The organism is Azospirillum formosense (genome assembly GCF_013340925.1).
In the GTDB taxonomy this organism is placed as follows: Bacteria; Pseudomonadota; Alphaproteobacteria; order Azospirillales; family Azospirillaceae; genus Azospirillum; species Azospirillum formosense.
The window spans coordinates 1-19,454 of sequence record NZ_WHOR01000013.1 but is presented as its reverse complement, the minus strand read 5'-3'; the positions used below and the strand labels follow the sequence as shown (position 1 = coordinate 19,454).

Sequence of the window (19,454 nt, the reverse complement as noted above, 5' to 3'; positions counted from 1 at the left end):
CGCCGGTCACTTCGGCAGCCAGCCGAACGTCACCAGCACGCCGGCCGTCAGCACGACCCACAGCAGCGAGAACGGCAGGAACACCTTCCACCCCAGACGCATCAGCTGGTCGTAGCGGTAGCGCGGCATGGTCGCGCGGACCCACACATAGACGAACAGGCAGAAGGCGATCTTCAGGGCGAACCAGATCGGGCCGGGGATCCAGGTGAAGGGCGCGAACGGCAGCGGCGGCAGCCAGCCTCCCAGGAACAGGATGCTGGTCATCGCGCTCATCAGGATCATGTTGGCGTATTCGCCAAGGAAGAAGAGCGCGAAGGGAGCCGAGCTGTATTCGACCATGAAGCCGGCGACCAGCTCCGACTCGCCTTCCGGCAGGTCGAAGGGGGACCGGTTGGTTTCCGCCAGCGCCGAGATGAAGAAGATGACGAACATCGGCAGCAGCGGGATGGCGAACCAGATCGTCTCCTGCGCCTCGACGATCTTCGTCAGGTTCAGCGAGCCGACGCAGAGCAGGACGGAGATGATGACGAGGCCCATCGAGACCTCGTAGGACACCATCTGCGCCGCCGAGCGCAGCGCGCCGAGGAAGGCGTAGCGCGAGTTCGACGCCCAGCCGGCCATCACGATGCCGTACACGCCCAGCGACGAGATCGCGAACAGGTACAGGATGCCGACGTTGATGTCGGCCAGCACCATGCCGTAGTCGAAGGGAATGACCGCCCAGGCGACCAGCGCCAGGAAGAAGGTCAGCATCGGCGCCAGATAGAACACGAAGCGGTTCGCGCCGACCGGCAGGATCTGCTCCTTCGCGAACAGCTTCAGGCCGTCCGCGAAAGGCTGCAGAAGCCCGAACGGGCCGACGATGTTCGGGCCCTGGCGGAGCTGCATGGCGCCCATGATCTTACGCTCGGCGTAGGTCATGAAGGCCACGGCCACCAGGAGCGGCACGACGATCGCCAGGATCTTGAGGACGATGATGATCAGCGGCAGCAGGAAGCCGCTCCAGAACTCAGCCATGGGTACCGGTCCTCTCCTGAGCGCTCTCGGCGGGCTTCACGGCGGGCTTCACGAACGTCTCGGCGCAACGAGCCATGGTCACCGAGGCGCGGCTGATCGGGTCGGGCATGTAGGAGTTCGCGACCGACGAGAAGAAGGGCGAGTCATCGACCAGCCCTTCCACGCCGAACGGCGCCCAGGGAGCCGGCGTGACGGAGCCGACCGCCGCGAAGACCGGGTTGACCTCGGCCAGACGGCGACGGATCTGCGTCAGGCTGTCGTAGGGCAGCTTGTGGCCGAGCTGTTCCGAGAGGGCGCGCAGGATCTTCCAGTCCTCCCGCGCCTCGCCGGGCGGGAAGGTGGCGAGACGCGCCTGCTGCGGACGGCCCTCGGTGTTGACGTAGAGGGCGTTCTTCTCGGTGTAGGCGGCGCCCGGCAGGATGACGTCGGCGCGGTGGGCGCCCTTGTCGCCGTGGTGGCCCTGGTAGACCACGAAGGCGTTGCCGAGCGCGGCGGTGTCGATCTCGTCGGCACCCAGCAGGTACACAACGTCGATCTCGCCCTTCCCTGCCCCCTCGACGATGCCGGCGGTGCCGCGACCGCCCTCGCCCGGCAGGAAGCCGATGTCGAGACCGCCGACGCGGGACGCCGCCGTGTGCAGCACGTTGAAGCCGTTCCAGCCGTCCTGGACCACGTTGAAGGTCTCGGCCAGCTTGCGCACCGCGGCCTGGACGGCGGCGCCGTCCTTGCGGCGGAAGGCGCCGGCGCCGAGGATGACCATCGGGTTCTTGGCGCCGCGCAGAACGTCGGCGAAGGCGTGCGTGCCGTCGACGAGCTGCCGCAGGGCGCCGGTGCCCGTGCCGAGATGGCTGTACGGGTAGGTCAGCTCGCGGGCCTCGCCGATCACCGCGACCTTAAGGCCACCCATCAGGTAGCGCTTGCGGATGCGGGCGTTGACGATGGTGGCTTCCCAACGCGGGTTGGTGCCGACCAGCAGGATGACGTCCGCCCGCTCAATCCCGGCGATGCCGCTGTTGAACAGGTAGCCCGCGCGGGCCGACGTGTCGAACAGGGCGCCGTCCTGGCGGCAATCGATGTTGGTCGAGCCGAGGCCGGCCATCAGCTCCTTGAGCGCCAGCATGGACTCGGTGTCGGCCAGATCGCCCGCGATGGCGGCGATGCGGTTGCCTGGGACGCCTTTGACCTTGGCGGCAATGGCCTGGAAAGCCTCGGCCCAGGTCGCCGGCTGGAGCTTGCCGTCCTTGCGGACATAGGGGCGGTCGAGACGCTGGCGCTTCAGCCCGTCATAGGCGAAGCGGGTCTTGTCGGCGATCCACTCCTCGTTGACGTCCTCGTTGACGCGCGGCAGGACGCGCATCACCTCGGGGCCGCGGGTGTCGACGCGGATGTTCGAGCCGACCGCGTCCAGCACGTCGACCGTCTCGGTCTTGCGCAGCTCCCACGGACGGGCCGTGAAGGCGTAGGGCTTGGAGAGCAGAGCGCCCACCGGACAGACGTCGGCGAGGTTGCCCGACAGCTCCGAACCGATGGCCTTCTCGACGAAGGTGGTGATCTCCATATGCTCGCCGCGGTTCACCGCGCCGAGGTCGGGAACGCCGGCGATCTCGTTCACGAAGCGGATGCAGCGCGTGCAGTGGATGCAGCGCGTCATCTCGGTCCGGATCAGCGGCCCCATGTACTTGTCCTGGACGGCGCGCTTGTTCTCGCCGTAGCGGCCACGGTCGAAGCCATAGGCCATCGCCTGGTCCTGGAGATCGCACTCGCCGCCCTGGTCGCAGATCGGACAGTCCAGCGGGTGGTTGATCAGCAGGAACTCCATGACGCCCTTGCGGGCCTTGTGCACAAGCTCGGTGTTGGTCTTGACGACCATCCCGTCGCCGCAGGGCATGGCGCAGGCGGCCACCGGCTTCGGTGCGCGCTCCATCTCCACGAGGCACATGCGGCAGTTCGCCGGCACGCTCAGACGCTCGTGGTAGCAGAAGCGCGGGATCTCGATGCCCAGCTGTTCGCAGGCCTGCAGGATCGAGGTGCCCGGCTCGACTTCGATCTCGATCCCGTCGATGGTGAGTTTCGGCATTGGAAACCGGGCTCCTTACTCGGCCGCCAAGGACTTGGCGGCGTTGCGGTAGTCGAGGATGCGGCGCTCGACCTCCGGCCGGAAATGCCGGAACAGGCCCTGGATCGGCCAGGCCGCGGCATCGCCGAGCGCGCAGATGGTGTGCCCCTCGATCTGCTTGGTGACCTCCAGCAGCATGTCGATTTCCTCGACGCGCGCGTTGCCGGTCACCATGCGCTGCATGATGCGGTTCATCCAGCCGGTGCCCTCGCGGCACGGCGTGCACTGGCCGCAGCTCTCATGGGCGTAGAACTGGGACAAGCGGGCGATGGCCTTCACCACGTCGGTAGACTTGTCCATCACGATCACCGCCGCGGTGCCCAGGCCCGAGCGCACGTCGCGCAGGCTGTCGAAGTCCATCAGGACCGTGTCGCAGATCGACTTCGGCAGCAGCGGCACCGACGAGCCGCCGGGGATGATCGCCAGCAGGTTGTCCCACCCGCCGCGCACGCCGCCGGCGTGCTTCTCGATCAGCTCCTTCAGCGGGATGCCCATCTCCTCTTCCACGTTGCACGGCTTGTTGACGTGCCCGGAGATGCAGAAGAGCTTGGTGCCGGTGTTCTTCGGACGGCCGAGACCGGCGAACCAGGCGGCGCCCCGGCGCAGGATGGTCGGAACCACCGCGATGGATTCGACGTTGTTCACCGTGGTCGGGCAGGAATACAGACCGGCCTGGGCGGGGAACGGCGGCTTGTTGCGCGGCTGGCCCTTCTTGCCCTCGATGGACTCGATGAGCGCGGTCTCCTCGCCGCAGATGTACGCACCCGCGCCGCGGTGGATGTAGATGTCGTAGTCGTAGCCGGTGCCGCAGGCGTTCTTGCCGATCAGCCCCGCCTCGTACGCCTCGTCGATGGCGCGCTGGACGTTGGAGCCCTCGTTGTAGAACTCGCCGCGGATGTAGATGTAGCAGGCCGACGCGCCGATGGCGAAACCGGCGAGCAGGCAGCCTTCGATCAGCTTGTGCGGATCGTGGCGCAGGATGTCGCGGTCCTTGCAGGTGCCCGGCTCGCCCTCGTCGGCGTTGATGACGAGGTAGACCGGCTTGTCCGTGACGTTCTTCGGCATGAAGGACCACTTCATGCCCGTCGAGAAGCCGGCGCCGCCGCGCCCGCGCAGGCCGGATTCCTTGACCTGCTCGATGATCCATTCCTTGCCCTGGGCGATCAGGGCCTTGGTGTTGTCCCAGTCACCACGCTTACGGGCGGCGTCCAGGCCAAAGCTCTGGTAGCCGTACAGGTTGGTGAAAATGCGGTCCTCGTCGCGAAGCATCGCATCCCCCTCAATCGGCCGTGGTGGTGAAGGCCTTCAGAGTCGTCGGGCCGCCCACCGGTTCGGAGGACTGCCGGCCGATCTGCGAGCCGTGCTTGGGGATCTCGCCGCCCTTGAGGGCGTCGATGATCTTTTCCATGTGTTCCGGGCTGACGTCTTCATAGTAGTCGTCGCCGATCTGGACCACCGGCGCGTTGACGCAGGCGCCCGAGCACTCGACCTCGCGCAGCGTGAACTGGCCGTCCGCGGTGGTCTCGCCGACCCCGATGCCCAGCTTGCGCTCGCAGGTGTGCACGATATCGTCCGACCCGCGCAGCCAGCACGGCGTGGTCGTGCAGACCTGGATGACGTGCTTACCGACCGGGGTCTTGTTGTACATCGTGTAGAAGGTCGCAACCTCGTACACGCGGATGCGCGGCATGCCGAGCAGGTCGGCGACAGCATCCATGGCGACGCGCGGCAGCCAGCCGTCGCTCTGGCGCTGGGCCAGGTCGAGCAGCGGCATGCAGGCGCTGGCCTGCTTGCCCGCCGGGTACTTCGCGATGATGGCCTTTGCCCGTTCCAGATTTTCCGGAGTGAAGGCGAAGGAGGCCGGCTCCTTGGCCGGGTCGTGAGCCGGGGCGCTCATCGGTCAATTTCTCCGAACACGATGTCCATGGACGCGATGTTGGCCACCGCGTCGGCCAGCATGTGGCCCTTCGACATGAAGTCGAGGCCCTGCAGGTGGGCGAAGCCCGGCGCGCGGATCTTGCAGCGGTACGGCTTGTTCGTGCCGTCCGAGACCAGATACACGCCGAACTCGCCCTTCGGCGCCTCGATGGCGGTGTAGGTTTCGCCCGCCGGGACGTGGAAGCCCTCGGTGAAGAGCTTGAAGTGGTGGATCAGCGCTTCCATCGACCGCTTCATCTCGCCGCGCGGCGGCGGGGAGACCTTGCGCTCCTCCGCGCGCACCGGCCCGTCGGGAAGCTCCTTCAGGCACTGGCGGATCATGCGGTTCGACTGGCGCATCTCCTCCATGCGGACGAGGTAGCGCGCCCAGCAGTCGCCGGTCAGGCCGACCGGCACGTCGAAGTCCATGCGGTCGTAGACTTCGTAGGGCTGCGACTTGCGCAGGTCCCAGGCGACGCCCGAACCGCGCAGCATCGGGCCGGTGAAGCCCCAGTTGAACGCCTCTTCCTTGGTGACGACGCCGATGTCGACGGTCCGCTGCTTGAAAATGCGATTGTTCGTCAGCAGATTGTCAATGTCGTCAACAAACCTCGGGAAGCGCTCCGTGAACTCCCAGATGTCGTCGGTCAGGCCGGCCGGCAGGTCCCAGGCGACGCCGCCGGGACGGAAGTAGTTCGCATGCAGGCGCGCGCCGCACACACGCTCGTAGAACTCCATGAGGATCTCGCGTTCCTCGAAGCCCCACAGCGCCGGCGTGATCGCGCCGACGTCGAGCGCGCCGGTAGTGATCGACAGGATGTGGTTCAGGATGCGCGTGATCTCGGAGAAGAGGACGCGGATGTACTGGGCGCGCAGCGGCGCCTTGATCTGCAGCAGGTTCTCGATGCCGAGCACATAGGCGTGCTCCATGCACATCGGGCTGACGTAGTCCAGGCGGTCGAAATACGGAACGGCCTGCAGGTAGGTCTTGTACTCGATCAGCTTCTCGGTGCCGCGGTGCAGCAGGCCGATGTGCGGGTCGCAGCGCTCGACGACCTCGCCGTTCAGCTCCATCACCAGACGCAACACGCCGTGGGCCGCAGGATGCTGCGGCCCGAAGTTCATGGTGTAGGGCTTGATCTGGGTCTTGCCGCCGGACTGGCCGGCGGAGGGGTGTGCGGACGTGGCGATGGTCACGGCTTGCTCCCGGTGTCAGGGGCCTGGGCCTTCTCGTCGCCGGGCAGCATCACGTTCGTCATGCCTTCCCAGGGCGACAGGAAGTCGAAGCTGCGGAAATCCTGCGTCAGGCGGACGGGTTCGTAGACGACGCGCTTCTGGTCCTCGTCGTAGCGGCACTCGACATAGCCCGTCATCGGGAAGTCTTTGCGCAACGGGTGACCTTCGAAACCGTAATCGGTCAGGATGCGGCGCAGGTCCGGATGGTCGGAGAAGAAGATCCCGAACATGTCCCAGGTTTCACGCTCGAACCAGCCGGCCGCGTTGTACACCGGCACGGCCGAGGCCACCGGGGTGTCCTCGTCGGTGGTGACCTTCACGCGGAGGCGCCGATTGTGCTTGTAGCTCAAAAGGATGTAGACGACCTCGAAGCGTTCCTCCCGCTCCGGCCAATCCACAGCGGTGACGTCGAGCAGCTGCTCGAACGAGCAGGTCGGATCGTCACGCAGGAAGGTGAGCGACTTGATGAGCGAGGGCCGGCGGACGGTCACCATCAGCTCGCCAAGCTTCAGCTCGACCTTCAGGACGTCATCGCCGAGCGTCGCGGCGATATGGTCCCCAAGTTCCTTCAACGCCTGTTCGGACATGGCCAGGACCTGCCTTTTTCTTATTCAGCGAGCGATGCGGTTGCCGCGCCGGATCTTCTTCTGGAGTTGCAGAATGCCGTAGACCAGCGCTTCCGCGGTCGGAGGACAGCCCGGCACGTAAATATCGACCGGAACGATCCGGTCGCAGCCGCGCACCACCGAGTAGGAATAGTGATAGTAGCCGCCGCCGTTGGCGCAGGAGCCCATCGAGATGACCCAGCGCGGTTCCGGCATCTGGTCATAGACCTTGCGCAGCGCGGGGGCCATCTTGTTGGTCAGCGTGCCGGCCACGATCATGCAGTCGGACTGGCGCGGGCTGGGGCGCGGAATGACGCCGAAACGGTCAAGGTCGTACCGGCTCATGTAGGCGTGGATCATCTCCACCGCGCAGCAGGCCAGACCGAAGGTCATCGGCCACAGGGAACCGGTGCGGGCCCAGGCGAGCACGTCCTCGTACTTCGCCGTGATGAAACCCTTTTCCTGGATCTCCTCGGTGACCGCGCGGAGATAGGCGTCCTGTTCCGGTCCGGGCGGAATCGGCGCCAGCTTGGCAGCCTCTACTCCCATTCCAGAGCTCCTTTCTTCCACTCATAGATGAAGCCGATGGTCAGAATCCCAAGGAACACGATCATCGACCAGAAGCCGAAGAGGCCGATGTCCCCGAGCGCCACGGCCCACGGGAACAGGAAGGCGACCTCGAGGTCGAAGATGATGAACAGGATGGAGACCAGGTAGAACCGCACGTCGAACTTCGTGCGGGCATCCTCGAACGGCTCGAAGCCGCACTCGTAGGGGGAGAGCTTCTCCGAATCCGGATTCTTCGGGCTGATGACGTAAGACGCGCCAACCATCACCACGGCCAGCGCGATACCGATCAACAGGAACACCAGGATCGGAAGGTACTCAATGATCAGCGGGTTGGTCACCGCGGTCCTCCCATAAGCCCACGCCACGATCGCCGGTGCGGCCGGTAATCGGCCGACGCGCGGTGTCGTGGCTGGAATGCCTTGGATTAGCCCATCAGACGGGGCGGAATATATGACGAGAGCGTGATCAAGGAAAGCGCTTTGAATCGCTTTCGGCCAACGAATCCACTCTGCGGAAATGAGCGGATGTCCTTGGTATTACCAAACTTTTTAAATGACCCTTCTCTCTATCCGGCTTATCGGATATGCGGGTCGAGCTAATCGGATATGGGGACCGCGAGCCTTCCGGTAAAGCCGTGAGGGCTTCGTTTTCTTTGCAAAAAAGAGAGCGGAAAGGGAGGGAATGGCGCGAGTGACGGGACTTGAACCCGCGGCCTCCGGCGTGACAGGCCGGCGCTCTAACCAACTGAGCTACACCCGCGCAACGCGGCGATGTGAAATGCGCAAAGGCAAGCGTCCGTGTCATAGGATCGCAGCGCAGTTTCCGGGACCACGCCCCGTCGCCGATGGGCGGTTTCTAGCTGCCCGACGCACGACCTGTCAATCACGAATTTGAAAAGGACGTGCCGAAAGGATCGGGCGCGATGGTGGGCGATGAGGGTTTCGAACCCCCGACCCTCTCGGTGTAAACGATGCCCCTTCCTGTAACCTACGAGAAAGTCGAAGAACCTATGTGCGTTGATATGCTTGCGTTTTTTCTCCACTGACGCAACATTAGGTAACAGCGTTCCTCGCTGGCTATCATGGCGCTTGTTACCTTATTTGTTACCTAAAACCGTTCCGGGAGGGTTCTCGATGCCCAAGGTGAAGCTCACCACCAAGGTGGTGGAGAATGCAACCACTCCCGCCCCCGGCGTCCAGATTGATCTTTTCGACGCCTCCCTGCCCGCCTTCGGCCTCCGCGTCGGCGGAAGGCGGAAGACATGGTTCGTGATCTACCGGTTCGGCGGGAAACAGAAGCGATTCACCCTCGGTCACTTCCCTGCCCTGCCGCTTTCCGCTGCGCGGGACGCTGCCGGAAAGGCGCTGGAGAAGGTGGAGCTCGGCGAGGACCCTGCGGCGGAGAAAGACGCGGCGAAGGCTCGCGCCCATGCGGCGTTGGAGCAGAAGGCGGCCACCGGCTTCCTGCCGGAGAGCTTCGGCTCGCTGGCATCCATATATATAAGGCAAGAGTGCCCGGGCTTGCGGCGCGGTTCCGAGCTGGAGCGCATTATCGATCGGGAGATCCAGCCGGCTTGGAAGGACCGCCCTGCGGCGGACCTGCGCCGCCGCGACCTGACCGCCCTCCTCGATCCGTTCATCACCGCCGGCCAAATCCAAAAGGCGCACAAGGTCCGTGAGATCGTGGTCCGGATCGTCAACTGGGCTGTGGACCGCGGCGACCTGGAAGCGAACCTCCTGGTGAGCCCGAGCCGTGGCCGGAAACGGAGCGGCATCCTTCGGCGGGAGAAGCGGGAGCGGGTGCTGACCGCGGAGGAGTTGGCCGCGGTGTGGGTTGGGTGCGAGGAACTTACCGGCCCCTTCCCCGCCATCGTCAAGACGCTCATCCTGACCGGACAGCGCCGGGAGGAGGTCGGCGCCATGCGCTGGGCGGAACTCGACCTGGAGAACGGTCTTTGGACCATCCCATCGGATCGTTACAAGACAGGGATCGTCCAGGTGGTCCCGCTCACCGAACCGGTGAAAGAGATCATCACCGGCCTGCACCGGTTGTCGGACGACTTCGTATTCGCCACCAAGAAGGATAGTCACTTCAGCGGCTACAGCAAATGCAAGGCGCGACTCGATGCCAAGGTGGCCGCGCAGCGGGCGAAGGCCGGGCTACCCAATATCGACAGCTGGACCTTGCATGACCTACGGCGGACGCTGCGCACCGGCCTGTCCGAGTTGCGGGTCAACTCGGACATCGCGGAGCGTGTAGTTGGGCACGTTATCGGAGGCGTGCAGGGTGTTTATGACCGGCACGCCTACTTCGACGAGAAGCGGGATGCACTGGAGCGGTGGGCGGCTAAGGTGGCGGGGATCGTCAACCCGCCCCCAGCGAATGTAGTGCAACTCCACCCCGACCGCGCCGCAGGATAAGGCGCGGTTCCTCCCTTCCTGGCCGAGGCGCCTATGCGCCTCATCCTTCTGCCGGGAGCAAATCGATCGCCGACAGCACCGCGCGCCGGCCCGAGCTGTCCCGCCAGCCGACGAGCATGTGGGCGTACCGCAGCGGCGCGGCCGACAGGCCGGTGATGACGACTCGGTTGAAGATCGGCTCTCCACCCTCCATCGCCTCCCGGTATTCTGCGCCCAGCTCCTCGGCGATCGCCCGGTGCGGATCGTCTTGATCCGGCCGCCCGACCATCTGCCGCGCCCAGCCGCGCCCGAAGAACGCCCGCGTCGGGGCGCCCAGGTAGCGGAACCGCAGCGGATCGTCGGCGCCGTCGGATGCCAGGAAGGTGCAGCGGTCCAACAGGCCGGTGCGCTCCAGGAAGGCGAACAGTCCGGGCGACAGGGTGCCGTGCCGCCGGCATTCGCCGACGACAGCCGCTTGCCAGTCCGCCGCGGCACCCAGCGGAAGGCGCTGGAGGTCGAGCCCTTCGGCGGGGCGCTGAACGCCCCGACCGTTAGAGAGGAAGTGGATGGCACCCATTACGCGGCCTCCCGGCGGAATGCCTCGACCATCGCGGCGAACCCGGCGCGGGCCTTCGCGGCGGTGCATCCGGTCGCCGCAACCGCCGCGTCGACCATGGCGGGCGTCGGCTCCAGCGGCAGGGCAAGCGCCCGTTCCGCGGCTTGGTCGAATGCGGAGATCGCTGCGCCGAAGGCGTCCGCTTCCGGTGCGGTTGCCATGGCCCGCAAACCGGCCTCCAGGCTGCGGGCGGCGGTGAGGTGGACTTCCGTCTGCCCGGCCTCCAGGCCGATGTCGGCGTTGGTCAGGAGGCCGACGACGACGACGGCCTCGGCGGGCGTGGTGGGGATGCTGGTCGCGATCATCTCGGCGAGGTCCCAGCGGGCATCCGATGCGTCGGGGTCGCTGAGGGCGGCGGCGAGCTGGACGGAGAGGGCCGACAGCGTAGTTGCGCGGGGCGTTTCAGGCAAAGGGGTGGCGTTGTCGGAATCGGTCATTCCGAGTTCTCCGTGTTGGGGTGGTGGTCAGGGGCCGGGCGGGGTGTTGCAGGCACTTCCCCGGCTTTTCGTTCGCATCCGCGTGCAGCTTGCTTCCTGTAACATGGCACGCGTTACAGGAAGTGGTATCTCTTTCCGGTATCGCAGTCAATTAGGAAGTGGTATGCGTTTACCGAAAGCTGTAACGGAGGCATACATGCTGCAGGGTGAGCAGCTTCGGGCAGCACGGGCGCTGTTGAGATGGACACATAAGGAGCTTGCCGAAAAGGCCAGCCAGCTTGAGCCCGTGTCAGTGGACGCCATTCGCAAGTGGGAAGCCACAGACGGGCCGATCCGCGGCATCAATACCAAGCTCGATGCCGTCGTGAAGGTGCTCGAAGCGGCCGGCGTTGAGCTGCTGAACAGTGACGCACCAGGCGCCCGGCTGCGGAAGGCTGGGTGAAGGCCGGCGGAAGGTGTGGAGGAAATCACCATACCTTCCGCCGGCGCCCCACCCTGGGGCAAACCCCCGTTCGGGGGGGTACCCTCCCCAATCGGGGAGCCTTGATTTTGTTCAATGGCGGGAATTCCCGTTTTTGCCGGTGGTGACCCTCAACGGCAGGTCAGCCGGAATTCCGACCGACCTGAAGCGCCGTAAGCTGCACCGTCACCCGGTCCTGACATCCGCCCTCACGTTTGCCGCGGTCCAGATGCCCGCCGCCTCCACGCTTCCCAAAATCGGGAAGCGACGGAAGGGCTTCCGCTCATTCCTGAGCGAAAGCAGCCCCATCGCGACTGCGGTAGAAATTTACCGGGGGTTCCCATAATGCGAACACCCTTCCGCTCTCATCCGGTCTGCACAGCCCCGGCGACCGCCTCGACCAGTGCCCGGCGCGAGGGCGAAGCGGTCGAAGTCGAGCATCGGTCACCTGTGGGAATAGGGTGCGGCCTCCCCCTTCCGGCTCTTCATACCGCATGCCGCATCCCGCTGGCAGGCGATCCGGGGCACCGGAAGGGGTTAAACGACGGACCGCGCGCCGCCATGGACGGCCCCGGCGAAAGATCGTTACGCGGCGGCAGCCGTGCTGACACCATCGAGCCGCACCGTCACCGTGGCCGCACCGTTGCCCGCAGCGGCCACCGCCACGCCCACCGGATAGAACCCGGTGCCGGGCGCGTCGCACTGGTGGTTGGTGTTGTCCCAGCTCACCCGGCCGCCCGCGGCGATCGCGGCGGTGGTCTTTTTGGGCAGCGTGAAGACACCCTCGGTGACGCCCACCACGACGGCGCCGCTGGCCGCGGTGGTGCTGGCGACGGCGAACAGGGCGCCGACGATGAAGCCTTCACCCGACGCCAGGGCGCGCGGGGCGGTCAGGTCGAGGTTGCAGCCGGCTTGGACGAAGTTCCGCATGGGTCAAAGTCCTTTCGAGGTCGCGAAGGTGACGAAGGGGGCGCCGGTCGTGCCGCTCGCCGCGGCGATCTTGCGCTCCAGGTCGAGAAGCGCCGCCTTCATCTCGGCATCCGACTTGTAGGTGACTTCCTTGTCACCGTAGGTGACGGAGCGGGTGCCGGAGAAGCGGGCGTCCTCCAGGGCGTCCCGCATCTTGATCAGGTCGGCCAGCGTCGCCATGGTCAGGCCGCGCCGGGGTTGAAGTAGGCACCGCGGTAGTCCACCGCGCCCACGGCGAAGTCGATGGTGAGCTTGACCTTCACACCCGCGACATCGAAGCCGGGTTCCGGCGTGATGACCGGCCCGGACTGGCCCTGCAGATAGCCGTAGATGAAGGTTTCCAGCGCCGACGGCTCGGCCATGAGATACCAGCCCGGCCCCGGCAGGTTCGCGTCGCCCACCGGCTCCAGCTTGCCGGCCAGCGGGTTGACCGCGGCGGCGGTGGTCGGTGCCACGGCGGTGCTGACGAACTGCCGGGCCGCCGTGAACTGGTCCGGGCCGGTCGCCAGGACGGAGGGCTTCAGGTTCAGCTTCAGCCCGTCGAGACTGGTCTGTTTCATCATCGCCGCTTCGCCGGCGGAGACCGTGCCCAGGTCGATCGCGGCGCCGCTGGCCGCAAGGTTGCCGTGGCTGGCGTGGAACAGCGCCTTGCCGTCCGACAGGACCGGGTTGGACACCACCAGCGCCCAGGCCACCGAGTTTTCCCAATCGGCGCAGCGCAGCGCGGCCTTGGTCGGCAGGTCGGCGAAGGCGCCGAGATCATCGTTGATCAGCGCCTTGCGGCTGAACATGACGACGCGGCCGTACTCGCCCAGCGTGACCGATTCGCCGCTCTCGCTGATGGCGCCGTGCTTGTACTCGCCGTTCTCGCCCACGGCCAGGGGCACCGGGAAGTCGCCGACACGGGCGAAGGAGGCCGGCTTGAAGTCGCGGAAGTCGCGGCGCGCGAAGAACCGGCGGTAGGTCGGGGCCGCCGCCTGATAGGCCGGAAGCAGCGTCTTGTTGGCCGCGTTCGCCAGCAGGACGGGGAAATCCCCGGTGGTCATGGCGCGCTGGTAGAGGTCGGCGGGCGACAGGTGCCGGGTACCGATCGGGTTCCCGCGGCGGTCGGCCAGCTCGGCGGCCAGATCGAGGAGGGACCGGCCGGCGTAGGAGCGGGCCTGTTCCGGCATCTGTACCCGGTGCGCTTCCGGCAGGTGCGCCGTGGCGCGGGCGGCGAAAGCCGTTGCCATGCGGTCCACCACATTCCCCGGATCGTCATGATCGTGGAGAACCTGGACGGCGGCCAGCGGGCGCGTGCCGGAGCGGGCCAGCATGGCGTCGAACACCGCGGCGCGGGCGCGGTCCAGATCGGCGCCGTCGTCAATCAGCCGGTCGGCGGTGGCAACGTCCAGGCCGGCGGCGCGGACCATGGTGCGGATTTGGCCGTTGGCTGCGGCGCGGGTGCCGCCATCGTTCACAGCCTTGTCGGTGTTGTCGCCGGAACCGCCGTCCGCTTCCTTCACGCATCCGCCCAGCTTCTGGCAACCACCGGGCGTGGCGCAGTTGGCGCAGGGCTTGAACTCATTCCGGTCATTCTGCGCCGGATCGTCGGTCGGCGCCCCCGTCGTCTTGGTGGTCATGTTGCCCTCTTTGCTGCGAACGGTTGCGCCGGCATCCACCGGCACGGGGGTGAAGGAAAGCTCGTGGGGCGCCCAGGCGATGGCGCGGAAGACGGGCAGCCCGTCTCGCTTGCCGGCCCGCTGCCACCGCTGCACGCTGTAGCCCAGCGACACGCCGCGCACGGACCCGGCCTCGACCTTCGCCATGAGGTCGGAGGCGGTGGCGCTGCCGTCGAAGCGGATGGTGCCGGTGATCCGGTCGCCGTCGACTCGGGCATCCGCCACTGTCCCCACGGCGGCATCGGTCACGTTGCGGTGATCCTTCAGCGCCGGGCCGCCGCGGAACCGGGAGAGGTCGGCGCCCGCGGCATCCAGCTCCTCCACCCAGGCGGAGCGGGAGCCGTCCGGGGCGGGCGCCGGGCGCACGGCGGGAGCCGGGCCGGACAGCGCCACCACCTCGACGGTACGGGCCTCGCGGTTGAGCGTGGTCGGCGTGGTCGCGCCCATGGCGCGGGTCAGTGCCTCAGCCATTGGCGGCGGTCTCCGTGGTTTCGTCCGGTTGGGTCGGCGTGGCGGCCTTCGTCGCCGTGGCGGGCAGCCCGAGCCGCTGTTCCCGCTGCACGTCGGCGGCGATCTGCGCATCCAGGGTTTCGACGTCGTAGCCGCGTTCCGCGACGGACTGCGCCCGGCTCTTGAGCTTCGCCTCGATGGCCTCCACCTCGGCCCGGACATCCTTCAGCGGGTCCACCCAATCGAAGGCCGGGGGCAGCCATTCGGCGGCAAGGTACGGTTCCGGATCGCGGAAGAAGTCGGGCGCGTCAATGGCGCCGGACAGCACGGCCAGGGTGACGAAGCGGCGCCATACCGGGTCGCAGAGCTGCGGGATGATGGTGAGGTGCTGAAGCTGTTCCACGCTGCGGCGGAACTCCACCAGCCCGCCGCGCAGGCTCGAATAGTTGGCGTCCTTCAGGTCGCCGGAGACTTGGAAGTACGTCGCCCCAACCCCCACAGCGATCGCCCGCATGTGGTTCTTGGTGAAGGCGTCATAGTTCTTGTCGTCGGGCGGGTTCGTGAACTCGACGGATTCGCCGGGGTTCAGCGGCACCAGGGCTCCCGGCTCCAGCGTCGGCGTCTCGGCGTTGCCCTGCGGCTTCCAGGCCGGGTTGGCGTCGTCCTTGTTGACGATGAAGCCGGCCAGCATCGCGGCCACCTTGGCACGGACCAAGGCGGCGTCCTCGTAGGCGTCCAGCTCCTTCACCCGGAGGAGGACCGGCGCCAGCCAGGACAGGCCGCGCAACTGGTTCTCCACCAGCTCGCGGAACAGGTGCAGCATGTCCTCCGCCGGAACCCGCTTCGGCTCCCAGGTCGGCACCAACACCGGCATGGTGGGATCGTTCGGGTTGAAGGGCAGCACCCAATAGGCCACCCGGCGGCCCAGCGTGTCGAACTCGATCCCGGCCCGAACCGGGTTGCCGGGGCGGATTTCCTGCCACTGCGTCGCCGGCACTTGATCGCGGGAAATCATCTCGACCTGGAACGGCACCGGCAGCCCATCTTCGGGCAGCCGGGCGCGGAGACGGATGAACGCTTCGCCCCCTTCGATCATGGCGCGCACGGCCAGCGCCTGTTGGGCGTAGAAGCCGCCGGCCCGGCCCGACGCATCGGCCACCCGCTCCCAGCGCTCCCACAGGGCGTGCAGGGCATCCCGCACCGCTGGATCGGGGTGCTTGGACCGCGGCTTGATCCCGGTGCCCACGGCGTTGCTCACCATGGCGTTGACCGCGGCGGCGACGTTCGGGTTGTTGCGGGCGAAGTAGGCCGCGCGCTGCGCCGCGATGGAGGCGCCGGCCAGCATCTCGGCGTTCAGGTTGACCATGCGGGACTTGCCGGCCCAGCGCTTGCCCGCACCGGCAGCGTCAAGGCTGCGGGTCAACAGGGCGCCGAGGCTGCGGCGAAGGCCGGAAAGCATGGATCATGTCCCATGTCAGGGGAAGTATCCCTAACGATAGGATTAATCGCCATATATTGCAAGAGCGGATCACTTCCGCTCTCGGGTGCAACTACCCGGACACCCAGGAGGATCGCGACGCCTTCCGGGCTGGTGCCGGGGGCGGGCTTTCGGCCATGACCGGCGCCGCCCCGATGGAGCACGCAAGGTCCGCCCATGCCTCGTCCCCCATGCGGTCGAGGCCCTGACGGGCCGCGGCGGCGCGGGCGTAGGTGCGGCAATCCAGGGCCTCGTTCCGGTCCCGCAGCTTCTCCCACGCCGTGACGCGCCCGCGCCCCTTGCCACCGCGGGTCACCCGGTGTTCGGCGACGAGCTGCTTGCAGGTCTCCTCCCCGGCGTGCATGGGCAGGTGGACATAGCCGGCGGGGAAGGCCTCGCCGCTCTCGGCGGTGGGCCGGTCGAGGCGCAGGAAGCCGTAGAACTCCCCCTTGGCCGCGGCGGACCCCACCGGCCAGAGCTTGACGCCGTTGCTGATGCGCTTGCCGCGGTGGCTGATGTCGGCGGCGGACGGCTGGCCCAGGATCGGCGCCAGGGCCAGCGAGGAACCCTTGATCGCCATGACCTGCGGACCGGCGGTGCGCACCCACGCCTTCACCGCTTCCATGGTCACACCGTCGCCGGCATCGATGGCGGTCATGGTGACCGGCAGGGTGGCGCCGTGTTCGTGGCGCCAGGTCTCCCCCAGCATCGCCGACAGGGCGCGCCACGGCGCATCGGTGAACGGGTCGCCCATGATGACGCGGTGTTCGATCAGCCACGATTCCTTGCCGCGGCCCCAGGCCCACACGCTCACCTCGATGCGGTCGCGCTGGACGTCCGCGCCGGCGGTGAGGAACAGCCCGCCGGCCGGGACCGTGCCCGGCTCCCAGGCCTCGCGCCGATCGTAGAGCCGCCGCCAGTCCGGCGCCTCGCCGCGGTCCACCCAGGTTTCGCCCAGGACGGTGTTCGTCCAGACCTGCAGCTTTTCCCGGTCCTTCTTGGCGGCCAGGAACTCCGCCACCAGCTTGGGCCACGCCGCGCCGGGCAAGGGGCAATAGGCGGACCAAATGTGAAAGCTGCGGTGCCCCTTGAAGGGTTGTTCCGCCACCCAGCGGCCTGCCTCCAACATCTCCAGCTTGTGGCTTTCATCGATCGGGCATCCGTTGACGCAGACATAGAACGCCGTGCCTGGGTCGCCATCCCGCCAGCGCATCCCGGCGCCGTTGCCATCGCCCCAGACGAGCGGTTGCATGGCGCCGCAGTGGGGACAGGGGACGTGGTAGCGCTCCATGGTGCCGGCGGCGAAGGCGTCGGCGATCTTGGACTCCCCGTCGAGGAGCGGCGTGCTGCCCAGCACCGCCAACGGCTGGAGCGATTGCGTCAGGCGCTTCAGGCCCAAGGCGATCTGGTCGCCCTCCTTGCCGGCCACCGCGGGGTAACCGTCGATCTCATCGAATAGCAGCACGTCAAGGTCGATGCGGCGGAAGGCGCGCGGCGAGTTCGCCCCGGTGATCTTCAGGGAGCCGCCGGGGAACGCCTTGCGCTTGATGGTGTCGCCCTTCTTCTTCGCCCCGGCCTCGGACAGCAGGCCGGCCAGCACCGGCCAGTCGTGCAACGGATCGATGGTGTCCTTGCTGTAGTCCTCGGCATCCTCGGTCGTGGGCTGCACTACCATGATCTTGGATGGGCGCTGGGCGATGAAGTAGCCCAGCGCGGCGGACAGCATCTGCGTGTAGCCGACGCGGGCGGACTTCATGAGGGTGATCCGCTCGACCGCCGGATCGGTCATCGCGTCGAGGATTTCCCGCTGATAGGCGTAGGGCCTGAACACGGCCCCGTCGTAGAGCCGGGCGTGTTGCTCCGCCCATTCCGCCAGGGAGAGGCGCGGCGGCGGGCGCAGCGCGGCGAACCATCCCGACGCGGTTTCGGCCACCAGCTCGGACACCGGCAGATCAAGCGGCATCGGCGTGTTCCTCGGCGGTGCTGACAACCCGCTCCTCCGACAGCTCCACCAGCACAGCGTTCACGGCATCGGCCAGCCGGACCCGCACGTCGGCGGGTTCGGACAGCCGGGCGAGCGGCCCCGCCAGCCGGGCCGGCAGGGAGGTCAGGCGGTCGCGGACGATCTGGAAGGCGGCGGAGACGGCGCGGGTGATGTCGGCGCGGGGCAGCAGGTCCAGGCGCAGGGCGGCGTTCTTCAGGGCGTAGTGGTCGGCCTGTTCGCGGGCCAGCCGGGCGCGCTCGGCGGTGAGGTCATCGGCGGAGGGACCGGTGCCGCGGCCCGCCGCCATCTCGCGGAGGTGCCGGATGTAGGCGACGCGGCACTGGTCGAGGTTCAGGGCGCCGCGCCGGGCGTTGGGCAGCACGCCCTTGTCGAGCAGTTCGCGCACGCTGCGGTCGGACAGGTCGAGATGTGTCGCGATGTCGGTTTGCGTCGCCATGGGATCAAATCCTCCGATGTAGGAAATATATCATCATCGGATAGGAACCGGAACCCCTTGTGAGGGTTCGCACCTAGCGAGGTGCCGCGCCTTTGCCACCCGTATTCCCTGGGCCGGGGAAGGACCCGCGGGTTATGGCCTCGGTGCATGCCCCGCCCGGCCCGTCCGGCGGGGGCTGGTGCGTGGGAGGCGACGCGGGCCTGTTGTGCGTCCGCCCCGCTCCCGCGCACCAGCGGTCACGCCAGCGCTTCCGCCGGGGGCGTAACGGCCCGCCTAACCTCGCCCCTGTGGACCGGCGCGTCGATCACCAGCGCGCCGACCTCCTCGGCGGTCGTCTCCTCCATCCCGGCGGCGGCCAGGGCGGCGTTGAGACGAGACAGGCGGACAGGCCGGCGTTCACGGATCAGCGGGGCGGCCAGGATGGTCAGAACATCGGTGCGGTTCATTTCGGGCCTCAGCGGTAGGAGGGGCGGAGCCAGGACGGGCGGGCGCCGCCGCGACGCGGCCCGGTGCTGGTGGTGGGCTGTGCCGCCGTGGCACGGAACGCCACGACCTGCGCGTTGAAGGCGGCCAGCACGTCGCCATCCCGGTCCCGCACCAGCACCCAGGCCGGTTCGGCATAGCGGCCGGCGGACTTCACCGCGGCGAGGATCTGGCGGTATCGGACGGCCTTGTCCTCGGGGCTGGCGTCGGCGGGGATGCAGCGGCGGACGAGTTCGGCGGTGATGTCGTTCGGGGTCATTTGGGGCCTCGGAATTGGGCGATATTGGGATTCCAATGTCGGTGGTGGGCCGGTTGCCGCCCGGCTAATGCCGCGCTTCCGATGTCGCGCTTCCCAGGATCGGGATGTCCGCCTGCATCGCACCGGCATGGGCGGCTATCTCCCCCGCCCAGGCGTAGGCCTGCTCCCGGCCGAGGCCCTTGGCCACCATCTCGTCCACCACGGGATCAAGAAGCCTGTCGATAGTGGCGTCCGCCTCTTCGTCGGTCATTCCGGACAACTGAACGGCGAGCCGCAGCCCGTCGACGTCGAGTGGGAAAGCGTCCCAGATGTTCATTTCAGTCTCCGTGTCAGGGGGTGGG

21 protein-coding genes and 1 tRNA gene are annotated in these 19,454 nt (G+C 67.3%); 2 read left to right on the top strand and 20 right to left on the bottom strand.

Features of this window, described 5'->3' with window-relative positions; all coding sequences use genetic code 11:
* Window positions 1-6: 6 nt before the first annotated feature.
* The 9 genes from nuoH to GBZ26_RS03315 all read right to left on the bottom strand — a co-directional run bounded on the left by nuoH (window position 7) and on the right by GBZ26_RS03315 (window position 8,220).
* Entirely contained in the window at window positions 7-1,017 is a 1,011-nt protein-coding gene (gene nuoH / locus GBZ26_RS03355) for an NADH-quinone oxidoreductase subunit NuoH (protein WP_014240127.1), read from the bottom strand.
* On the bottom strand, window positions 1,010-3,094 hold the full coding sequence (gene nuoG / locus GBZ26_RS03350; protein ID WP_174437587.1) for an NADH-quinone oxidoreductase subunit NuoG: 2,085 nt from the start codon (window positions 3,092-3,094) through the stop codon (window positions 1,010-1,012). The genes nuoH and nuoG overlap by 8 nt, the downstream gene beginning before the upstream one ends.
* A 15-nt stretch (window positions 3,095-3,109) precedes the next feature.
* Window positions 3,110-4,402: an NADH-quinone oxidoreductase subunit NuoF gene (gene nuoF / locus GBZ26_RS03345; RefSeq protein ID WP_137140375.1), complete on the bottom strand. Its 1,293-nt coding sequence runs from the start codon at window positions 4,400-4,402 to the stop codon at window positions 3,110-3,112.
* A gap of 10 nt (window positions 4,403-4,412) precedes the next feature.
* A complete protein-coding gene (gene nuoE, locus GBZ26_RS03340) occupies window positions 4,413-5,030 on the bottom strand; it encodes an NADH-quinone oxidoreductase subunit NuoE (protein ID WP_094306023.1) in 618 nt (205 codons plus the stop codon).
* Window positions 5,027-6,175 (bottom strand): NADH-quinone oxidoreductase subunit D, encoded by a 1,149-nt coding sequence (locus GBZ26_RS03335; protein WP_211104563.1) that lies wholly within the window; start codon window positions 6,173-6,175, stop codon window positions 5,027-5,029. The genes nuoE and GBZ26_RS03335 overlap by 4 nt, the downstream gene beginning before the upstream one ends.
* Window positions 6,176-6,243: 68 nt before the next feature.
* Window positions 6,244-6,873 carry an NADH-quinone oxidoreductase subunit C gene (locus tag GBZ26_RS03330; protein ID WP_014240122.1) on the bottom strand — a complete coding sequence of 210 codons (630 nt, stop codon included), beginning with the start codon at window positions 6,871-6,873 and terminating at the stop codon, window positions 6,244-6,246.
* A 24-nt stretch (window positions 6,874-6,897) separates the two neighbouring features.
* Entirely contained in the window at window positions 6,898-7,440 is a 543-nt protein-coding gene (locus GBZ26_RS03325) for a NuoB/complex I 20 kDa subunit family protein (RefSeq protein ID WP_014240121.1), read from the bottom strand.
* Window positions 7,431-7,799, bottom strand: a complete 369-nt coding sequence (locus tag GBZ26_RS03320; RefSeq protein ID WP_014240120.1) for an NADH-quinone oxidoreductase subunit A — start codon at window positions 7,797-7,799, stop codon at window positions 7,431-7,433. The genes GBZ26_RS03325 and GBZ26_RS03320 overlap by 10 nt, the downstream gene beginning before the upstream one ends.
* Window positions 7,800-8,143: 344 nt before the next feature.
* A tRNA-Asp gene (locus GBZ26_RS03315) sits at window positions 8,144-8,220 on the bottom strand.
* A gap of 374 nt (window positions 8,221-8,594) precedes the next feature.
* On the opposite strand from GBZ26_RS03315, the gene GBZ26_RS03310 reads away from it, so the two are divergent.
* On the top strand, window positions 8,595-9,881 hold the full coding sequence (locus GBZ26_RS03310) for a tyrosine-type recombinase/integrase (RefSeq protein ID WP_174437585.1): 1,287 nt from the start codon (window positions 8,595-8,597) through the stop codon (window positions 9,879-9,881).
* A 40-nt stretch (window positions 9,882-9,921) separates the two neighbouring features.
* Here GBZ26_RS03310 and GBZ26_RS03305 read toward each other — a convergent pair whose 3' ends face one another.
* Both GBZ26_RS03305 and GBZ26_RS03300 read right to left on the bottom strand, forming a co-directional pair.
* A complete protein-coding gene (locus GBZ26_RS03305) occupies window positions 9,922-10,437 on the bottom strand; it encodes a hypothetical protein (protein WP_174437584.1) in 516 nt (171 codons plus the stop codon).
* Complete coding sequence (locus GBZ26_RS03300) at window positions 10,437-10,913, bottom strand: hypothetical protein (protein ID WP_174437583.1); 477 nt, start codon at window positions 10,911-10,913, stop codon at window positions 10,437-10,439. The genes GBZ26_RS03305 and GBZ26_RS03300 overlap by 1 nt, the downstream gene beginning before the upstream one ends.
* Before the next feature lie 196 nt (window positions 10,914-11,109).
* Between GBZ26_RS03300 and GBZ26_RS03295 the strand changes: the two genes are divergently transcribed.
* Entirely contained in the window at window positions 11,110-11,355 is a 246-nt protein-coding gene (locus tag GBZ26_RS03295; protein WP_174437582.1) for a helix-turn-helix domain-containing protein, read from the top strand.
* 603 nt (window positions 11,356-11,958) lie between these two features.
* On the opposite strand, the gene GBZ26_RS03290 is transcribed toward GBZ26_RS03295, so the two are convergent.
* The 9 genes from GBZ26_RS03290 to GBZ26_RS03250 all read right to left on the bottom strand — a co-directional run.
* Window positions 11,959-12,303 carry a DUF2190 family protein gene (locus tag GBZ26_RS03290; RefSeq protein ID WP_174437581.1) on the bottom strand — a complete coding sequence of 115 codons (345 nt, stop codon included), beginning with the start codon at window positions 12,301-12,303 and terminating at the stop codon, window positions 11,959-11,961.
* Between the two features lie 3 nt (window positions 12,304-12,306).
* Complete coding sequence (locus tag GBZ26_RS03285; protein WP_174437580.1) at window positions 12,307-12,522, bottom strand: phage head-tail joining protein; 216 nt, start codon at window positions 12,520-12,522, stop codon at window positions 12,307-12,309.
* Between the two features lie 2 nt (window positions 12,523-12,524).
* Window positions 12,525-14,474 carry a prohead protease/major capsid protein fusion protein gene (locus GBZ26_RS03280; RefSeq protein ID WP_174437579.1) on the bottom strand — a complete coding sequence of 650 codons (1,950 nt, stop codon included), beginning with the start codon at window positions 14,472-14,474 and terminating at the stop codon, window positions 12,525-12,527.
* Window positions 14,467-15,912, bottom strand: coding sequence for a phage portal protein (locus tag GBZ26_RS03275; RefSeq protein ID WP_246653581.1), 1,446 nt, complete (start codon window positions 15,910-15,912; stop codon window positions 14,467-14,469). Before GBZ26_RS03275 ends, GBZ26_RS03280 begins: the two co-directional genes overlap by 8 nt.
* Before the next feature lie 91 nt (window positions 15,913-16,003).
* Entirely contained in the window at window positions 16,004-17,893 is a 1,890-nt protein-coding gene (locus GBZ26_RS03270; RefSeq protein ID WP_174437578.1) for a phage terminase large subunit family protein, read from the bottom strand.
* Window positions 17,883-18,371 carry a hypothetical protein gene (locus tag GBZ26_RS03265; RefSeq protein ID WP_174437577.1) on the bottom strand — a complete coding sequence of 163 codons (489 nt, stop codon included), beginning with the start codon at window positions 18,369-18,371 and terminating at the stop codon, window positions 17,883-17,885. The genes GBZ26_RS03270 and GBZ26_RS03265 overlap by 11 nt, the downstream gene beginning before the upstream one ends.
* A gap of 236 nt (window positions 18,372-18,607) precedes the next feature.
* A complete protein-coding gene (locus tag GBZ26_RS03260) occupies window positions 18,608-18,817 on the bottom strand; it encodes a hypothetical protein (RefSeq protein ID WP_174437576.1) in 210 nt (69 codons plus the stop codon).
* Between the two features lie 8 nt (window positions 18,818-18,825).
* The gene (locus GBZ26_RS03255; protein WP_174437575.1) at window positions 18,826-19,113 is read right to left on the bottom strand and encodes a hypothetical protein; all 288 of its coding nucleotides are present in this window, start codon (window positions 19,111-19,113) and stop codon (window positions 18,826-18,828) included.
* A gap of 64 nt (window positions 19,114-19,177) precedes the next feature.
* Window positions 19,178-19,454, bottom strand: a 277-nt coding sequence (locus GBZ26_RS03250) for a hypothetical protein (RefSeq protein WP_211104562.1), incomplete at its 5' end; no start/stop codon positions are given.